The 17,736-nt window shown below is 64.1% G+C and carries 15 protein-coding genes; 7 read left to right on the top strand and 8 right to left on the bottom strand.

The window, feature by feature from the left end; translation table 11 throughout:
- The first annotated feature begins 352 nt into the window (after positions 1-352).
- The 7 genes from PFLCHA0_RS01405 to tauD all read left to right on the top strand — a co-directional run bounded on the left by PFLCHA0_RS01405 (position 353) and on the right by tauD (position 8,770).
- Entirely contained in the window at positions 353-2,677 is a 2,325-nt protein-coding gene (locus PFLCHA0_RS01405; RefSeq protein WP_011058655.1) for a Tex family protein, read from the top strand.
- Positions 2,677-3,060: a PaaI family thioesterase gene (locus tag PFLCHA0_RS01400; protein WP_011058654.1), complete on the top strand. Its 384-nt coding sequence runs from the start codon at positions 2,677-2,679 to the stop codon at positions 3,058-3,060. The genes PFLCHA0_RS01405 and PFLCHA0_RS01400 overlap by 1 nt, the downstream gene beginning before the upstream one ends.
- 215 nt (positions 3,061-3,275) lie before the next feature.
- The gene (gshA, locus tag PFLCHA0_RS01395; protein WP_026020196.1) at positions 3,276-4,859 is read left to right on the top strand and encodes a glutamate--cysteine ligase; all 1,584 of its coding nucleotides are present in this window, start codon (positions 3,276-3,278) and stop codon (positions 4,857-4,859) included.
- 173 nt (positions 4,860-5,032) lie between these two features.
- Complete coding sequence (tauA, locus tag PFLCHA0_RS01390; protein WP_015633766.1) at positions 5,033-6,010, top strand: taurine ABC transporter substrate-binding protein; 978 nt, start codon at positions 5,033-5,035, stop codon at positions 6,008-6,010.
- Positions 6,011-6,037: 27 nt separating this feature from the next.
- Positions 6,038-6,832, top strand: coding sequence for a taurine ABC transporter ATP-binding subunit (tauB, locus tag PFLCHA0_RS01385; protein WP_011058651.1), 795 nt, complete (start codon positions 6,038-6,040; stop codon positions 6,830-6,832).
- Positions 6,829-7,668 carry a taurine ABC transporter permease TauC gene (tauC, locus tag PFLCHA0_RS01380; protein ID WP_015633765.1) on the top strand — a complete coding sequence of 280 codons (840 nt, stop codon included), beginning with the start codon at positions 6,829-6,831 and terminating at the stop codon, positions 7,666-7,668. The genes tauB and tauC overlap by 4 nt, the downstream gene beginning before the upstream one ends.
- Positions 7,669-7,930: 262 nt before the next feature.
- Positions 7,931-8,770: a taurine dioxygenase gene (gene tauD / locus PFLCHA0_RS01375; RefSeq protein ID WP_041751907.1), complete on the top strand. Its 840-nt coding sequence runs from the start codon at positions 7,931-7,933 to the stop codon at positions 8,768-8,770.
- A 57-nt stretch (positions 8,771-8,827) separates the two neighbouring features.
- Here tauD and lpdA read toward each other — a convergent pair whose 3' ends face one another.
- The 8 genes from lpdA to PFLCHA0_RS01335 form a co-directional block, all read right to left on the bottom strand.
- Complete coding sequence (lpdA, locus tag PFLCHA0_RS01370) at positions 8,828-10,282, bottom strand: dihydrolipoyl dehydrogenase (protein WP_015633763.1); 1,455 nt, start codon at positions 10,280-10,282, stop codon at positions 8,828-8,830.
- Positions 10,279-11,040, bottom strand: a complete 762-nt coding sequence (locus PFLCHA0_RS01365) for an alpha/beta hydrolase (protein ID WP_171053494.1) — start codon at positions 11,038-11,040, stop codon at positions 10,279-10,281. Before PFLCHA0_RS01365 ends, lpdA begins: the two co-directional genes overlap by 4 nt.
- 202 nt (positions 11,041-11,242) lie before the next feature.
- On the bottom strand, positions 11,243-11,440 hold the full coding sequence (locus PFLCHA0_RS01360; protein WP_011058646.1) for a rubredoxin: 198 nt from the start codon (positions 11,438-11,440) through the stop codon (positions 11,243-11,245).
- Between the two features lie 37 nt (positions 11,441-11,477).
- Complete coding sequence (locus PFLCHA0_RS01355) at positions 11,478-13,457, bottom strand: alpha/beta fold hydrolase (protein ID WP_015633761.1); 1,980 nt, start codon at positions 13,455-13,457, stop codon at positions 11,478-11,480.
- A gap of 18 nt (positions 13,458-13,475) precedes the next feature.
- Positions 13,476-13,796 (bottom strand): acyl carrier protein, encoded by a 321-nt coding sequence (locus PFLCHA0_RS01350; protein ID WP_011058644.1) that lies wholly within the window; start codon positions 13,794-13,796, stop codon positions 13,476-13,478.
- A 52-nt stretch (positions 13,797-13,848) separates the two neighbouring features.
- Positions 13,849-14,805 carry an acyl-CoA desaturase gene (locus tag PFLCHA0_RS01345; protein WP_015633760.1) on the bottom strand — a complete coding sequence of 319 codons (957 nt, stop codon included), beginning with the start codon at positions 14,803-14,805 and terminating at the stop codon, positions 13,849-13,851.
- 31 nt (positions 14,806-14,836) lie between these two features.
- A complete protein-coding gene (locus PFLCHA0_RS01340; RefSeq protein ID WP_015633759.1) occupies positions 14,837-15,745 on the bottom strand; it encodes an acyl-CoA desaturase in 909 nt (302 codons plus the stop codon).
- Positions 15,742-17,523 carry a fatty acyl-AMP ligase gene (locus PFLCHA0_RS01335; protein WP_041115188.1) on the bottom strand — a complete coding sequence of 594 codons (1,782 nt, stop codon included), beginning with the start codon at positions 17,521-17,523 and terminating at the stop codon, positions 15,742-15,744. Before PFLCHA0_RS01335 ends, PFLCHA0_RS01340 begins: the two co-directional genes overlap by 4 nt.
- Positions 17,524-17,736 lie beyond the last annotated feature (213 nt).

Below are 17,736 nucleotides of genomic sequence, written 5' to 3'. Positions count from 1 at the left end.
TCCTCTAATCTCGGTGCGCATTATGGCGTAGCTGCCGTTATACGCACCGAGTGCATTGTTAGCAGATTTTTCCTCTATCGCCAGCAAACCCGCTGTCGGCCTGAGGCTGGCGATCACCCCGCAACGGCTAACGCTGGGTATAATGCGCCGCCTTTTGTGTTGGGCAATATCTGATCAGTACGCCTGCGGCCGGTTTATTTTTTTACCCGGGCCGGCAGTATTTTTTCGATTTCACGGGTCAACAGGCAGCCTTTTGATCCAGGTGGCGGCGCGTGCCAGGCCGCTCAACCAGACTCGCCGGGCCTTATTTTCGTGCCCGCGGGCCTGCTTTCACAATTTGTCAGGTGGTTTTATGGACAGCATCAACAGCCGCATTGCCGAGGAACTCGGCGTACGCCCACAACAGGTCGAAGCGGCCGTCGCTCTATTGGATGAAGGCTCCACCGTGCCCTTCATCGCCCGCTACCGGAAAGAAGTCACCGGCAGCCTCGATGACACCCAGCTGCGTCATCTGGAAGAGCGCCTGCGCTACCTGCGAGAACTCGACGAACGGCGGATCAGCATCCTGGCCAGCATCGAAGAGCAAGGCAAGCTGACCCCGGAACTGGCCCGCGACATCAAGCTGGCCGACACCAAGACCCGCCTCGAAGACCTTTACCTGCCTTATAAGCAGAAGCGCCGCACCAAGGGCCAGATCGCCCTGGAAGCCGGCCTCGGCGAACTGGCCGACGGCCTGTTCAACGACCCGAACCTGGCTCCGGAAACCGAAGCCGCACGCTTCGTCGACGCCGAAAAAGGCGTGGCCGACGTGAAGGCCGCCCTGGAAGGCGCCAAGTACATCCTGATGGAGCGCTTCGCCGAAGACGCCAGCCTGCTGGAAAAGCTGCGCAATTTCCTCAAGCAGGAAGCGACCATCAGCGCCCGCGTGATCGCCGGCAAGGAAGAGGAAGGCGCCAAGTTCCGCGACTACTTCGAACACGATGAACCACTCAAAAGCATGCCGTCGCACCGCGCCCTGGCAATTTTCCGTGGCCGCAACGAAGGCATTCTCAGCTCCGCGCTGAAAGTCGGTGACGAACTGCCGGGCACCATGCACCCGTGCGAAGGCATGATCGGCCAGCAATTCGGCATCCAGAACCAGAACCGCCCGGCCGACAAATGGCTCGGCGAAGTGGTGCGCTGGACCTGGAAGGTCAAGCTCTACACCCACCTGGAAACCGACCTGCTGGGCGAACTGCGCGATGGCGCGGAAACCGAGGCGATCAACGTCTTCGCCCACAACCTTCACGACCTGCTGCTGGCCGCTCCGGCCGGCCCGCGCGCCACCCTGGGCCTGGACCCGGGCCTGCGCACCGGCTGCAAGGTGGCGGTGGTGGATGCCACCGGCAAGCTGCTGGACCACGCCACCGTCTACCCCCATGTGCCGCACAACAAATGGGACCAGACCCTGGGCATTCTGGCTGCCCTGTGCGCCAAGCACTCGGTGGACCTGATCGCCATCGGCAACGGCACCGCCAGCCGGGAAACCGACAAGCTGGCGGCCGAGCTGATCAAGAAATACCCGGCCATGAAGATGACCAAGGTCATGGTCTCCGAAGCCGGTGCATCGGTGTACTCGGCCTCGGAGCTGGCGGCCAAGGAATTCCCGGACCTGGACGTATCGATCCGTGGCGCGGTGTCCATCGCCCGCCGCCTGCAGGATCCACTGGCCGAGCTGGTGAAGATCGACCCGAAATCCATCGGTGTCGGCCAGTACCAGCACGATGTCTCGCAACTGAAACTGGCCCGTGGCCTGGACGCGGTGGTGGAAGACTGCGTGAACGCCGTGGGCGTCGACGTCAACACCGCCTCCGTGGCCCTGCTGGCGCGGATCTCCGGCCTCAACGCGACCCTGGCGCAGAACATCGTCAGCCACCGCGACGAACACGGTGCCTTCAAGACCCGCGCCGCGCTGAAAAAAGTCGCCCGCCTGGGTGAAAAGACCTTCGAACAGGCCGCCGGCTTCCTGCGTGTGATGAACGGCGACAACCCGCTGGACGCTTCCGCAGTGCACCCGGAAGCCTACCCGCTGGTACAACGCATCGCTGCCGACACCGGCCGCGACATCCGCTCGCTGATCGGCGACAGCGGCTTCCTCAAGCGCCTGGACCCGAAAAAGTTCACCGACGAAACCTTCGGCCTGCCCACCGTCACCGACATCCTCCAGGAACTGGACAAGCCCGGCCGCGACCCGCGCCCCGAGTTCAAGACCGCCGAGTTCCAGGACGGTGTCGAAGACCTCAAGGACCTGCAACTGGGGATGATCCTCGAAGGCGTGGTGACCAACGTCACCAATTTCGGGGCCTTCGTCGACATCGGCGTGCACCAGGACGGCCTGGTGCACATTTCGGCGCTGTCGGAGAAGTTCATCAAGGACCCACGCGAAGCGGTGAAGGCCGGTGACGTGGTGAAAGTGAAGGTCATGGAAGTCGATATCCCGCGCAAACGCGTCGGCCTGTCGATGCGCATGGGCGACACCCCGGGCGAGAAGATCGACGGTGCCCGTGGCTCCCGCCCCGGCTCGGCGCCACGCTCCTCCCAGGGCAATGCACCGCGCAAGGAGAGCGCCGCGCCCGCCCCGAGCAACAACGCCATGGCCTCGCTGTTCGCCAACGCCAAGCAGTTGAAGAAACGCTGATGCAGATCCCTGCCGGCCTGACCGAAAGCGCCTTCAGCCAATTGCTCGGCTGCCGTCTGCAACGCCTGGAAACCGGCGAAGCGGACGTCGCCCTGGAGCTGACCCCGCAACTGCGCAATCGCGGGCAGAAGCTGCACGGCGGGGCGATCTTCAGCCTGGTGGACATTGCCATGGGGCTGGCCTGTTCCAGCACCCACGGCTTCGACCAGCAGAGCGCCACCATCGAGTGCAAGATCAACTACATCCGCGCCGTGGCCGAGGGCGAGGTGCTGTGCCGGGCCAAGGTGATCCACCCCGGCCGCCGCACCCTGGTGGTGGAAGCGGATGTGATCCAGGGCGACAAACTGGTCGCAAAAGCACAAGGCACCTTCGCGGTCCTATAGCTCCCTGTCATGTATTTGGGTTAATTTCGGCGCTGCAAAAGCGGCGTCGGAGTTTTCTGCCCGCGCTAAAGCCAGATTCAGGGATGAAGGATTGGCGTTTTCAGGCGAGTCGGCTTGACTCAAAAACCAGGCGAAAACGCCAGTTTTAACTTCACCCTTGTAGACCGTCCTGCCCACCCCCATATTGGGGCGACTGACGCGTGAAGGAATCCAACTTGAGCGAACTTCTCAACCGCCGCCTGGCTCTGCTCGGCGAGCGCGCTAACCTCTCTCTGCTCGAGCAGTGCCTGCACGGTATCGAACGTGAATGCCTGCGTGTCACCGGCGAAGGCCGCCTGGCACAGACCCCGCACCCGGAAGAACTGGGTTCCGCGCTGACCAACGAACAGATCACCACGGACTACTCCGAGTCGCTGCTGGAGTTCATCACCCCGGCCCTCAAGGACCCGGCGGACACCCTGGCCAGCCTCGACAAGATTCATCGCTTCGCCTACAGCAAGCTCGGCAACGAGTACCTGTGGAGTCCATCGATGCCGTGCCCGTTGCCGGCCGAGGAAGATATCCCCATCGCCTACTACGGCACCTCCAACATCGGTCAGCTCAAGTACGTGTACCGCAAGGGCCTGGCCCTGCGCTACGGCAAGACCATGCAGTGCATTGCCGGGATCCACTACAACTTTTCCCTGCCGGAACAGCTATGGCCGCTGCTCAAGCAGGCCGAGGGCTTTGTCGGCACCGACCGTGACTACCAGTCTTCGGCCTATATCGCGCTGATCCGCAATTTCCGTCGCTACAGCTGGCTGCTGATGTACCTGTTCGGTGCCTCGCCGGCCCTGGACGCGGGTTTCCTGCGCGGCCGCTCGCACCAGCTGGAACAGTTGGACGCCGAGACCCTGTACCTGCCCTACGCCACCAGCCTGCGCATGAGCGACCTGGGCTACCAGAGCAAGGCCCAGGCCGGCCTGACCCCTTGCTACAACGACCTGAACAGCTACACCGACAGCCTGCGCAAGGCCGTGGCCACGCCCTACGCGCCCTATGTGGAAGTCGGCACCCACAAGGATGGCGAATGGGTGCAACTGAACACCAACATCCTGCAGATCGAAAACGAGTACTACTCCAACATCCGCCCCAAGCGCGTGACCTACACCGGCGAGCGGCCGATCCAGGCGCTGATGGCCCGGGGTATCCAGTACGTCGAAGTACGCTGCCTGGACATCAACCCGTTCCTGCCACTGGGCATCGACATCCAGGAAGCCCGCTTCCTCGACGCCTTCCTGCTGTATTGCGCACTCAACGACAGCCCGCTGTTCGAGAACAACGAGTGCGGCAATGCCACCTCGAACTTCCTCGCCGTGGTCAAGGAAGGCCGGCGCCCGGGCCTGCAGCTGCAACGCCAGGGCCAGCCGGTGGAAATGAAGGAGTGGGCCGCCCAACTGCTGGAGCAGATCGCCCCTCTGGCCGCCCTGCTCGACCAGAGCCATGGCAGCGACGTGCACAGCAAGGCCCTGGACGCCCAATTGGCCAAGGTCAAGGATTCGTCCCTGACCCCTTCGGCCCAGGTGCTGGCGGCCATGAGCGAGCACAAGGAGAGCTTCACCCAGTTCTCCCTGCGCCAGAGCCAGGCCCATGCCGAGTACTTCCGCAGCCAGGCCCTGAGCAAGGAAGAGCAAGCCGCGTTCGAAGAAGCGGCGCGCAAATCCCTGGAACAGCAGACCGAGCTTGAACAGAACGAGGTGGGTGATTTCGACGTGTTCGTCGGTGCCTACCAGGCCAGCATCCTGGCCATCAGCAACTGACGCTTCGCCGGCCAGCCGGCTCCTACACCCCTCCCGTAGGAGCCGGCTTGCCGGCGAACAGCACTCTGCATATTCCCCTCATAAGCTAATGCAAATAAGTTATTTATTTCTGCATTCTTAGATCATTTAGTCTCCTCCCACGCCGATCACCGGCCGCCTATGAGGAGCCTCCCATGAAACTGCATTTCCCCCTTCGCCTCCTGGCGGCCGCGTCCCTGGCCGCAGCGAGTTTCTTCGCCCAGGCGGCCGACGTCACCGTCGCCTACCAGACCACCGTCGACCCGGCCAAAGTGGCCCAGGCCGACGGCAGCTATGAAAAAGCCACCCAGGCCAAGATCAACTGGCGCAAATTCGATAACGGCGCCGACGTCATCGCCGCCATCGCTTCCGGCGATGTGCAGATCGGCTACCTGGGCTCCAGCCCGCTGACCGCCGCCATCACCCGCAAGGTGCCGGTGCAGACCTTCCTCATCGCCACCCAGATCGGCGCCGCCGAAGCCCTGGTGGCCCGGGACGGTTCCGGGATCACCTCGCCCCAGGACCTGGTAGGCAAGAAAGTCGCCGTGCCCTTCGTTTCCACCGGCCACTACAGCCTGCTGGCAGCCCTGAAGCACTGGAACATCGACCCCTCGAAAGTGCAGATACTCAACCTCGCGCCACCGGCGATCATCGCCGCCTGGAAGCGCGGCGATATCGATGCCACCTACGTCTGGGACCCGGCCCTGGGCGTGGCCAAGGAAAACGGCAAGGTGCTGATCACCTCCGGTGAACTGGCCAAGTTCGGCGCGCCGACCTTCGATGCCTGGATCGTGCGCAAGGATTTTGCCGAGAAGCATCCGGAAATCGTCACGGCCTTCGCCAAGGTGACCCTGGATGCCTACGCCCAGTACCGCAAGGACCCGCAAGCCTGGCTGGCCAACCAGGGCAACGTCGACAAGCTGGTGAAGCTCTCCGGGGCCAAGGCCAGCGATATTCCGCTGCTGCTGCAGGGCAACGTCTACCCGCTGGCCGCCGACCAGGTGGTCAGCCTCGGTGCGCCGACCACCAAGGCCATCACCGACACCGCCGCGTTCCTCAAGGAGCAGGGCAAGGTGGAGGCAGTGCTGCCGGACTACGCCCCCTACGTCAGCGCCAAGTTCATCCCTGAATAACCCGCGTCAGGACAGGAGATAGCCGTCATGGCCTTGCTACAACTGGAGCGCATCAGCGCACAGTACCCCGGCGCCGCCGAACCGGTGCTGGCGGATATTTCCCTGACCCTGGGGCCACAGCAACTGCTGGTCGCCCTGGGCCCTTCCGGCAGCGGCAAGACCTCGCTGCTGAACCTGATTGCCGGCTTCGTCGAACCCAGCGCCGGGCGCATCCAGCTCGATGGCGTACCGGTGCAGGGCCCCAGCGCCGAACGCGGCGTGGTGTTCCAGGACGATGCCCTGCTGCCCTGGCAGGACGTGCTGGGCAACGTCGCCTTCGGCCTGGAGCTGGCCGGCGTGGCCCGCGACAAGCGCGAAGCCCGGGCTCGGGAAATGCTTGCCCTGGTGGACCTGGCCGGCTTCGACAAGCGCCGCATCTGGCAGCTCTCCGGTGGCCAGAAGCAGCGTGTGGGCCTGGCCCGCGCCCTGGCGGCCGACCCGCGGGTGCTGCTGATGGACGAACCTTTCGGTGCCCTGGATGCCTTCACTCGCGAGCAGATGCAGGAGCTGTTGCTGCAAGTCTGGCGGCGCACTGCCAAGCCGGTGTTCCTGATTACCCACGACATCGAGGAAGCGGTGTTCCTGGCCACCGACCTGATTCTCCTGGCGCCCAACCCGGGGCAGATCGTCGAACGCCTGAACCTGGACTTCGGCCAGCGCTACGCCGCCGGCGAGTCGGCGCGGGCGATCAAGTCCGACCCGCGGTTCATCGAAACCCGCGAACACGTGCTGGCCCGGGTGTTCTCCCAGCGCAGCGCCACCCAGCAGCAGGAGCGGCCATGAGCAGCTACGAGATTCCCGTCACCGCCACCGGCGATGCCAACCCCAAAGCGCCACAAATCGTGCGCCGCAGCCTGAGCACCCGCTGGATCAGCGTGCTGACCCTGATCGCCCTGCTGGCCCTGTGGTGGGCCGTCACCGCCACCGGCCTGATCGAGCCGCTGTTCCTGCCGCCCCCTTCTGCGGTGCTGCAAAAGGGCTGGTTGCTGGCCACCAGCGGCTACATGGATTCCACCCTATGGCAGCACCTGGCGGCGAGCCTGCAACGCATCGGCCTGGCCCTGGGCTTTGCCGTGCTGACGGCGATTCCGGTGGGCATCGCCATCGGCGCCAACCGCATCGCCCGTGGCGTGCTCGACCCTTTGATCGAGTTCTACCGGCCGATTCCGCCCCTGGCCTACCTGCCGCTGATCGTCATCTGGTGCGGCATTGGCGAGCTGTCCAAGGTGCTGCTGATCTACCTTGCGATCTTCGCCCCGATCGCCATCGCCACCGCCACCGGCGTGCGCACCGTGGACCCGGCGAAGCTGCGCGCCGCCCAGTCCCTGGGGGCTACCCGGGCCCAGCTGATTCGCCATGTGATCCTGCCCAGCGCCTTGCCGGACATCCTCACCGGCGTGCGCATCGGCCTGGGCGTGGGCTGGTCGACCCTGGTGGCGGCAGAGCTGATTGCCGCCACCAGCGGCCTGGGTTTCATGGTGCAGTCCGCCGCGCAATTCCTGGTCACCGATGTGGTGGTGCTGGGGATCCTGGTGATTGCCCTGATCGCCTTCGCCATGGAAATGGGCCTGCGCGCCCTGCAGCGCAAGCTTGTGCCCTGGCATGGCCAGAGCCACTGACTGGCGCCTGCCTTGCGTCGATTGCCTCGGCTGTCTGTAGCCGCTGCCGAGCCCCCGCGAAGCTGTGACCGAGCGCACAGCGCTCGCAGCGATCGACCAGGACGACCGCGCTGCAAGGGTTTGCGTCTGCTGCGCAGCCGTTCGCAGCCTCGCCAAGGCTCGGCAGCGGCTACAAGAGCCGTGCATGCCAGCGATTTCAAGATTGATGCAGATAAACCGAATCCGACCACGCCGACGTCCGGCGCCGTACAAGAGAACGACCATGAGCCTGACCATCACTCCTCTAAGCTCCGCCCTCGGCGCCCAGATCGGCGGCATCGATATCAGCCAGCCCTTGAGCATCGAACATCGTGACGCCATCGAGCAGGCGCTGCTCAAGCACCAGGTACTGTTCTTTCGCAACCAGCCGGTCACCCCGCAGCAGCAGGCGCGTTTCGCCGCCTGCTTCGGCGACCTGCACATCCACCCGATCTACCCCAATGTGCCGGAGCAGCCGGAGGTATTGATCCTCGATACCGCCGAGACCGACGTACGCGACAACGCCATCTGGCACACCGACGTAACCTTTCTGCCGACCCCGGCCCTGGGCGCGGTGCTCAGCGCCAAGCTGCTGCCGGAGTTCGGCGGCGATACCCTGTGGGCCAGCGGCATTGCCGCCTACGAGGCGCTGTCGGAGCCAATGAAGAATCTGCTGCAGGGCCTGACCGCGACCCACGACTTCACCAAGTCCTTCCCTCTGGAGCGCTTCGGCAACACCCCCGAGGACCTGGCGCGCTGGGAAGAAACCCGGCGCAAGAACCCGCCGCTGTCGCACCCGGTGATCCGCACGCACCCGGTGAGCGGGCGCAAGTCGCTGTTCGTCAACGACGGCTTCACCACCCGGATCAATGAGCTGTCGGAAAGCGAAAGCGCAGCCATCCTGCAACTGCTGTTCGCCCACGCCACCCGCCCGGAATTCACCATTCGCTGGCGCTGGCAGGAGAACGACATTGCCTTCTGGGACAACCGCGTGACCCAGCACTATGCGGTGGACGACTACCGTCCACAGCGCCGGGTGATGCAGCGCGCGACCATTCTTGGGGATGTGCCGTTCTTGCGCTGAAACGCGGGGATGCAGCAAACCCCGGCCGCGCTGCATGAGCGGGGCCGGGGCCACTGGCTATTTGACGCCGGCGGGGGCTTTCTTCTTGCGATTGCCGATATGGATCGCCTGGCCATTCACGGCCAGCGCGGCTTCATGCAGGGCTTCGGACAGGGTCGGATGGGAGAACACCATCATCCCCAGGTCCTCGGCACTGGTGCCGAACTCCATGCCGATGGCCCCTTCCTGAACCAGCTCCGCCGCGCCCGGCCCGATCACATGCACGCCCAGCACGCGGTCGGTGCCTGCATCGGCAATCACCTTGACCAGCCCGGCGGTGTCGTTGGCCGCCATGGCCCGGCTGCTGGCAGCGAACGGGAAGGTGCCGATGTTCAACTCGACGCCCTCGGCCTTGAGAGCCTGCTCGGTCTGGCCGACCCAGGCGATTTCCGGGTGGGTGTAGATTACCGAGGGGATCAGGTCGTAGTTCAACGGGTGCCGATGCCCGGCAATCCCCTCGGCCACCATCACCCCCTCTTCAGAAGCCTTGTGCGCCAGCATCGGGCCGCGTACCACGTCGCCAATGGCGAACACCCCGGGGACGCTGGTGCAGCACTGGCCATCGACGTGGATAAAACCGCGTTCGTCCAGGTGCACGCCGCTGTCGGCGGCCAACAGATCGGTGGTCAGGGGGCGGCGACCGACGGCGACGATCAGCCGGTCGAACACCTGCTGCTTGTCCTCGCCGGCCTCACTGAGGCTGACCTTGACGCTGTCGCCCTGCACTTCGCAGGCCGTCACCCGGGCGCCCAGGCGGATATCCAGGCCCTGCTTGCCGAGGATCTTCTGCGCCTCCTTGGCGATCTGCGCATCCACCGCCGGGAGGAAGCTGTCGAGGGCTTCCAGCACCGTGACTTCAGCCCCCAGGCGTGCCCAGACCGACCCCAGTTCCAGGCCGATGACGCCGGCACCGATCACCCCGAGGCGCTTGGGCACCTGGGTGAATTCCAGGGCGCCGGTGGAGTCCACTATCACCTCGCCGGCCAGGGGCGCCGCGGGAATGTCGATCGGCCGCGAGCCGGGAGCCAGGATGATATTGCCGGCGCTGATGCGTTGCGTGCTGCCATCGGCGGCGGTGACTTCCACTTCCTTGTTGGCCAGCAGCTTGCCGTGACCTTCCAGCAGGGCCACGCCATTGGCCTTGAACAGCGAGGCAATGCCGCCGTTGAAATTGCGCACCACGTTGTCCTTGCGCGCCAGCATGGCTGGCACATCCATCTGCGGATTGCTGATGGCGATGCCGTGCACTTCGAATCCGTTGCGCGCTTCGTAGTAGTGGTGGGAACTGTCCAGCAGTGCCTTGGAGGGAATGCAGCCAACGTTCAGGCACGTCCCGCCCAGGGCGGTCTTGCCATCCTTGCCCTTGTAGCGCTCGATGCAGACTGTCTTGAGCCCCAGTTGCGCGGCCCGGATGGCGGCGACATAGCCGCCGGGCCCCGCACCAATAACGATCACATCGTAACTTTCACTCATAGGTTGCCGTCCTTTGCACAGACAAACTCGACCACGGCCTCCATGGTCGCGCTGTCCTTGAGAATTTTCAGATGGCCCAACCCGCGAGTCTGCAAGACCCGCCGGTGTCGCAAGCCTTCGGCGAAGGATTGCAGGTCATCTGCCGGGACTTCCTGATCCTGCTGGTCATGCACCAGCAGCACCGGGACCTCCACCTGGCGCCCATAACGGCTGACCGCCAGGCTGGCCATGTCCTTCTGATAGCGTTGCTCAACCAGAAGTTGCATGCGTTGCCTGACGTCATCGTTGATCCACAAAAATGCGGCAAAGCGCCGGACCACGTTTTCGATATCGGCCGGCGCGGCCACCAGGACCGCCCGCTGGAAACCCTTGCCGACCGGAGTGCTCAAGGCATACCCGGCGGCAGCGCCGCCCAGGGAGTGACCAATCACGGTGTCGAAGGGCCCCAGTTGCTTTTGCACCTGGTCGAGCATGCTGACGAAGGTCGGCAGCGAGGCCTGCCGACCGCCGCTGCCGCCATGGCCGATGCAGTCGAAGGAGAGGACCTCGCAGCCCTCCTCCAGCAACAGCGGGATCAGGTACTGCCACTGGGTGCTGGCGCCACTCCAACCGTGCACCAGCACCACGCGGCGCCGGACCTGCGGTGGAGTCCAGCGAAAGCAGCGCAGGCGCCCCTGGTCGGTTTCCAGGTCCTGCACCGTGGCGCTGGGCAAGGTCTGCGGAAAATGCTGGCGCAGCCGTTGTGGCGTCGTGAACATCTTCAGCGCCCGTGCTGCAGCGCGCTGGGGAAAAAGCCGCGACTCGATCCAGAAGCTGCAGCGAAGCAGCCCCAGAACTCCGTTGTAAATGCCCTTGAAGAGCATCTTCCTGAAGCTGTTGCGCCGGCCCCTGGCAGGTGCCGGCCTTGGCTCTTGGGTCGCCATCTTCCTTCCTCATCGACTACAGAATTCAAGCGCTGGGCTACAGCTTCACCATGTTGAAGTCCAACTTGCTCACGCCGCATTCCGGGCAGGTCCAATCCTCGGCAATGTCGTCCCAGGCGGTGCCCGGAGGCACCCCCGAATCCGGATCGCCAAGGCGTTGATCGTAGATCCAGCCACAGATCAGGCACATCCACAGGCCGGACTCGGCCACAGCGTTTTCAGCGTAGGTGCTCATGGGTGGTCAACCATCATCAAAGGGTTATGCGTTGTTCTCATGCGCTGGCCTGGGCCACTTCGGCCACCTTGACGTTCTCCACGAGGAACTGCGCCACCTGCTCCAGTACCGCGGCATCGGAGAGGATCCGCACATGCCCGAGCCCGGACACCGGCTCCAGCTTGGCCCATGGCATCAGCGTGGTGATCTGCTGCGCTTCGCAGAACGGCACGATCGGGTCGTTGAGGTCATGCAGCACCAGGGTTGGCAGTTGCAGGGCGTTGCCCAGCGCCGGGATATCCCAGTGCTCCACCGGCACGCCGTTGCGTTTCCACAGTTCCCGGTGCATGGCCTGGACCACCGCCGGCTTGAGCTTCAGGTAGCCGTTGGCCCAGCGCTGGATCACCACCGGCAGGTTGGCCGGCGAGCCCAGCAGGCACAGGGCCTTGATCCGATGAGTCTCGGCCAGTTCGGCCAGGGCTCCGGTGGCGGCGATCCCGCCCAGGGAATGGGCAACGATACCCACCACGTCGCCGAGGGCGACAATCGCCGCTTTCACCGCGTCCTTGAACTCGGTCATGGTGCTCAGCGAGCCCGGCGAGATGCCGTGGGCTGGCGCATCGAAGGTCGCGACCTTGAAGCCCTGGCGCTGCAGGACCCGGGTGAAGGAATACAGGCTGCGGCTGTCCGCACCCCAGCCATGGACCAGCAGGATGGTCTGGTTGCCCGTGCCCCACTGATAGCCATGGGGAACGCCGGGGATACCCTTGATATGGAAACGCTGGGCGCCCAGGGGGCTCATTTCCTTGTCCGGCTGCTTGATGTATTCCCGGGTGTAGCCGAACAGGTCGGTGGCCTTGGCCCCGGCGGTCTCCAGCGACACCGATCCCAGCACGCCCATGTAGCTGCGCAGCATCTGCTGCTTCATGGTCAACGGGCCGTTGGCGGCCCGGGCTCCGGGGGTGCTCGGGTCTCCGGCCGCCTGGGCTGGTTGGTCGAAGGACTCATAGAAACCGTTCACCGGGTCGTACAGGTGGCAGCTACGCGCCACGTGCCACACGTCCTGCACGGTCATGGGCTTTTCCCGGACCATGCCGGGGAAGGCCGTCTTCAACGCGGCCTGGGCTTCGGGCAGGTTGTAGTGGGGAATGATCGGCGCCACATGGTGCGCGGTGTGCACCGAAATGTAGTGGGTCAGGAACAGCAGCCACTTGGGGTACATGTAGTCGGTGGTCAGCAGCAGGCGGCTGCTGTTGAAGCTCCAGTGTTCCTTGGTGAGGAACGGGGTCTCGTCGCTGATGTGGTGCATCATGGTGGTCAGGCTGAACCAGGCATGGGTCGCCAGCCACGGGGCGATGAAGTACAGGAACAGGCCGGTGAAGCCGGTGAAGTAGACCAGGGTCGGCAGGTAGATCAGCGCAGCCACCACCATGAACAGGATCGAGCGACGCACTTCGTTGCGCGCTTCGAGCTTGTGGAACATCGACGGACGGAAGCCCGAGTGACGCTGGTAGTTGACCGTGCCCAGCCAGAACAGCCAGGTGCGGGTGCTGCTGTAGACCAGCTTGTCCCACCAGGGCATGGCGTCATATTGCACGCGCAGCACCGGGCGCCAGTCGACGTCCATTTCCAGGTTGTTGGTGTTGGCGTGGTGCATGTTGTGCATGTGGCGCCAGCCGTGGAACGGGTACAGCAACGGCAGCAGCGCGATGTGCCCGAGGATGTGGTTGAAGCTGCGGTTGCGCGAGAACGAGTTGTGCCCGCAATCGTGAGCGACACAGAACAGGCCCCAGCCGCCCAGGCCCGCCACCAGCCACAGCGGCAGGTAGAACATCCAGTGCACGTGGGCGACCGCCACGATGGCACCGATGTAGAGCATGTAGCTGACGACGAAGCTGAGCATCCCGCGCCATACCCGCGGCTGATACAGGTGCTTGGGGATTGCGTCGGTCAGACGCAGGCCCTCGATCTCCTGAGAGCGTCGGAGCAGGTCATTGAATTTATCGTTTTTTTGCGAGGGCATCTGTGCAATGGCCATGGCCAAGCTCCTGCGAAGTCAAACTTCGGATGTGGTCAGTTCATTGGCCAGGTATTTGGACAGGTCATCGATGCTGGAGTATTCGAACAGCAGGGCCGGCGACAGGCGCTGCTCCATGAACTTCTCCAGGTCACCCGCCACTTTCACCGCTACCAGCGAATCGAGGCCGTAGGACTCGAAGCTGCGGGCGGTATCGACCTGGGAAGGATCGATCTTCAAGAGCGCGCCCATCTTCTGCACCAGCCAATGCTTGATGCTGTCCTCGTTGAGTTCGACCGCCGCCTGTTTTTTCTCTGAGAAGCTCAGAGTGCTCAGCAAATTGGAGATGAAATTGGACATAGGATCTTCCTTGATGAGTGAGGTGGTTAATACGATCAGCCGATTGGGCGTTTCAGGACGAGGCCTGGCGCTTGCGGACTTTGTCGATCATTGCCTGGGACGGGGAACGCAGGTCTGAGACCAGTCTCAGCTTGCCCATTAACGCCAGTGTCCAGCCCGACAGGTCGGGCTCCCACCAGTGCACGCCATGCCGGTACCAGGCAGGGAATGCGTGGTGATTGTTTTGCAGCCCCTCGCCAAAGGTGAGGAAGGCCACGATCCAGTTGTTGGTGCTCTGGTCGTGGGTCACGAACGGGCGAGCGCCGTAGCGGTGGCAGATGGAGCCCACACACCAGGCCGCCTGGTTGGCGACGAAGATCCGCGCCAGGCCGCCGAAGATCAGGCCGCTCCAGGCACCGGACCAGCTCTGGCTGACCAGCCCGCCGATCACCCCTGGCAGGATTACCCCCAGGGCCACCCAGAACAGGTAGGTCTGGTTGTAGAAGAACAGCCGGCGGTCGCGCAGGATGTCCGGGGCGAAGAAGTTCCAGCTCGACATGTCCGGGGCCAGCATCCACGGCATGTGCGCATGCCACAGCCCCTTGGCCCGTTGCCAGCGGCTCTGGCCCATGAGGTTGGGGGAGTGCGGGTCACCGTGCTGGTCACTGTAGGTGTGGTGCCGGCGATGGGTGGTGACCCAGAACAGGATCGGCCCCTGGGCCGCCATGCAACCGGCGATCAGCATCAGGCTGCTCATCAGCCGCGAGGTCTTGAACGCACGATGGGCCAGGTAACGGTGGTAGCCCATGGAAACCCCGAACATCTGCACCGCGTAGAACACCGCGAAGAGGATGAAATCCAGGGCATGGACCTGGCCGGTGAACCATAGTCGGATTGCCTCGAAGGTCCCGAACAGGGGCACCAGCATGACTGCCAGCGCGATCCGCGCCTTGGTCCTGGCCGCACTCGGGCTCAGCTGGGCAACCCCGCCGACCTCTGGTGTCGCTGTGTTGGTGAGTATCTCGTCCATGAATTGCTTCCTGTGAGGTAGGGACCGGCAATCAGCTTTCTGAAGGTTCTGCAGCCACGGTCGGGCCGGGCCGTTTGACATCCCAGGCCAGGCCGCAGAGGGCGAGCAGCTCGATGAACAGGCCGCCAATATCCAACTGCCAGGGTTTCAGGCCGGCATGGGCCAGCGCCGGGAAGGCATGGTGGTTGTTGTGCCAACCGCCCCCTACCGTCGGAATCGCCAGCCAGAACACGTTGCGGCTGGTATCCCGGGTCTTGTGGTCGCGGCCGCCAACCCGGTGGGCAAAGGAGTTGATGCACCAGGTGGCGTGGTCCACCAGGAAGATCCGCACGAAGCCGCCCCACAGCAGGCCGCTGAGCGCGCCCTCCCAGCTGCGGGTTATCAGCCCGCATGCCAGGCTGGGCAGCAGCAGGCCGAGGATGATCCACAGGTAGTAGCGCTGGTTGATCTGCATGATCAGTCGATCGCGCAGCAGGTCCGGCACGAACTGGCTCCAGTTCTGCTTGCGCAGGCTGAACAGCCAGCCCAGGTGAGCGTGCCACCAGCCCTGGATATTGCCGATAAAACCCGCCTTGAGCGGACGCGGCGAATGCGGGTCGCCTTCCTTGTCGGTGAAGGCGTGGTGCTGGCGATGGGTCGCCGCCCAGAACAGGATCGGGCCCTGCGCCGCCATCGAACCGGCGATGCCGAAGAATGCGGTGATCACCGGGCCGGCCTTGAACGCATGGTGGGAAAAGAACCGGTGCATGCCCACTTCCACTCCCAGGGCGGTCAACAGGTACATGCTGGCCAGCGCGCCGATTTCCAGCCAGCCGATGCCCTGATGCCAGGCCAGCACCAGGGCCACCACGGTGCCCACTGCCGGAGTTGCGACCGTCAGCCAGGCCAATTGCCGCTCGCGCTGGCCGGTGCGGTCGATATGAGGATTCATGGCCGTCATGACAGGGCATCCGTTGCAGTTTTAAGGGTAGGTGCCGCAGCCGCGCGACTGGCGCCATAGCGCGCCAGCGTGTCGTTGAGCAGGGCCTTGCGGGTGGCCTGGCGCTGGACCTTGCCACTGGTGGTCAGTGGAATGCCGCCCATGGGCGCCAGGTGGATGCGTGCCGGGGCCACGCCGAACTGGCTGACCAGCGCACTGGTGATCACCTGGCGCAGCTGTTCCTGCTGGGCTTCATCGAGTTTCTCGCTGCGCTTGACCTCGGCCACGATCGCCAGTTGTTCCTGCTGACCGTTATCGATGCCCACCGCCACGCAGCCGTTGCTGCGGATGCGCGGGTCGGCGCTTTCCACCGCCAGCTCCAGGTCCTGGGGATACAGGTTGCGCCCGGCAATGATGATCAGGTCCTTGAGGCGCCCGGTGACGAACAGCTCATCGCGGTGCAGCGCGCCAAGATCGCCGGTGCGCATGAAACGCCCATGGATGCCCGGCAGGCTGGCGCGAAACACCTGCTGGCTCAGCGCTTCCTTGCCCCAGTAGCCGGCGCCCACGTTGTCGCCCTGGACCCAGATCTCGCCGATCTGGCCGTCCGCCACCGGTTGCAGGCTGACAGGGTCGACAATCGCCACACGCAGGCCCGGGGCGACCCTGCCGCTACTGACCAGCGGCAGGGCCCGGGCATCCTCGGCATCGACAATGGCCAGGGTGCCACTGGCGAGTTGGTCCCGATCCACCTGGGTATTGAACGCCGGCTCATCGTGGCGCTTGCCCGAGACCAGTACGGTGGCCTCGGCCAACCCGTAGCAGGGGCCCAGGGCCGCCGGGTTGAAGCCGGCGGCGGCAAAACGTTCGGAGAAGCGCGCCAGGGTGCTCTGGCGCACCGGCTCGGCCCCGCAATAGATAGCCTTGAGCTTGCTCAGGTCGAGCTCTGCCAGTTCCTCGTCGGTGATGTTTTCGACACACAGGTCGAAGGCGAAGTTGGGCGCGATGGTGACGTCGGCGCCGTACCTGGACACCGCATCCAGCCAGCGCAGCGGCCGCTGGACAAAGTGCCCGGGGCTGATGAGCACGGTAGGGAAGGCATCGAAGATCGGCTGCAGGATTCCGCCCATCAGGCCCATGTCGTGATAGGGCGGCAGCCAGCTGCAACCCACGCGATTCCTGGCCGGGCCCATCCACTGGCTGGCACTGCGGCAATTACTGTAGAGGTTGTCGTGGGTCAGCATCACGCCCTTGGGCGCCGAGGTGGAGCCCGAGGTGTATTGCAGCAGGGCCAGTTGGCCGTGGGCGAGCGCCTGCCCGCGCCAGGATGAATCCGCCTCGGCCAACTGCTCCGGGTCAACCCACTGGGGCGCGGGCAAATCACCCTGGAGCAGAGCGTTGACCCGCTCCTGGGACCGCATGAAGCGCGAGCTGGTGAGCACCAGTTGCGGATGGGCATCAGCGCAGATCAGTGCCAGCCGCTCCAGCCCCCGGGTCCCCACTGGGGGAAAGGCCGGGATCGCCACGGCACCGGCCAGCAGCAGGCCGAACAGTGAAACGATGTAGTCGATACCGGTCTCGAACAGCATCAGCACCCGTTTTTCACGGGGCTCGAAGATCTGCAGCGCGGCGGCCAATCGTTGACTACGCTTCCACAGTTCGGCGTAGCTGATCGACGCCTCCTCCCGCTCGCCATCGAGCAGATGGATGAAGGCAATGGCATCGGGTTGCCGCCATGCGCGATAGGCCAGTACTTCGGTAACCGAACTTAAACATTCGATGCCCGGGACTTCAGCCAACGGCAGATCATCAACTGCTACATGCGCTGAGATGGCTGGATTGACATCATTAAGATAATCACGAGGCACGGCGTAGTTCATTCAAAATCCTTTTTAAATGGAGAGCCATATATTGACCTAAAGGTCGTTTATTATTTTCAGCACTAAGGAACCGAACAAACGCCCCTAAGAAGGGGAGCTCTTACTAGGCAGTAGACAAAGATGTCATTTTAT

Source organism: Pseudomonas protegens CHA0, assembly GCF_000397205.1.
Classification (GTDB): domain Bacteria; phylum Pseudomonadota; class Gammaproteobacteria; order Pseudomonadales; family Pseudomonadaceae; genus Aquipseudomonas; species Aquipseudomonas protegens.
Note: the sequence above shows the minus strand (reverse complement) of the source record. Positions and strands in the feature narration are given on the sequence as shown.

What these genes read in the sequence shown, in the direction of transcription:
- PFLCHA0_RS01355 (WP_015633761.1), bottom strand. Translation starts at nt 13,457, where the DNA reads ATGGCCATTGCACAGATGCCCTCGCAAAAAAACGATAAATTCAATGAC.
- PFLCHA0_RS01365 (WP_171053494.1), bottom strand. Translation starts at nt 11,040, where the DNA reads ATGTTCACGACGCCACAACGGCTGCGCCAGCATTTTCCGCAGACCTTG.
- tauC (WP_015633765.1), top strand. Translation starts at nt 6,829, where the DNA reads ATGAGCAGCTACGAGATTCCCGTCACCGCCACCGGCGATGCCAACCCC.
- tauA (WP_015633766.1), top strand. Translation starts at nt 5,033, where the DNA reads ATGAAACTGCATTTCCCCCTTCGCCTCCTGGCGGCCGCGTCCCTGGCC.
- PFLCHA0_RS01340 (WP_015633759.1), bottom strand. Translation starts at nt 15,745, where the DNA reads ATGACGGCCATGAATCCTCATATCGACCGCACCGGCCAGCGCGAGCGG.
- tauB (WP_011058651.1), top strand. Translation starts at nt 6,038, where the DNA reads ATGGCCTTGCTACAACTGGAGCGCATCAGCGCACAGTACCCCGGCGCC.
- PFLCHA0_RS01345 (WP_015633760.1), bottom strand. Translation starts at nt 14,805, where the DNA reads ATGGACGAGATACTCACCAACACAGCGACACCAGAGGTCGGCGGGGTT.
- lpdA (WP_015633763.1), bottom strand. Translation starts at nt 10,282, where the DNA reads ATGAGTGAAAGTTACGATGTGATCGTTATTGGTGCGGGGCCCGGCGGC.
- PFLCHA0_RS01400 (WP_011058654.1), top strand. Translation starts at nt 2,677, where the DNA reads ATGCAGATCCCTGCCGGCCTGACCGAAAGCGCCTTCAGCCAATTGCTC.
- tauD (WP_041751907.1), top strand. Translation starts at nt 7,931, where the DNA reads ATGAGCCTGACCATCACTCCTCTAAGCTCCGCCCTCGGCGCCCAGATC.
- PFLCHA0_RS01360 (WP_011058646.1), bottom strand. Translation starts at nt 11,440, where the DNA reads ATGAGCACCTACGCTGAAAACGCTGTGGCCGAGTCCGGCCTGTGGATG.
- PFLCHA0_RS01350 (WP_011058644.1), bottom strand. Translation starts at nt 13,796, where the DNA reads ATGTCCAATTTCATCTCCAATTTGCTGAGCACTCTGAGCTTCTCAGAG.
- PFLCHA0_RS01405 (WP_011058655.1), top strand. Translation starts at nt 353, where the DNA reads ATGGACAGCATCAACAGCCGCATTGCCGAGGAACTCGGCGTACGCCCA.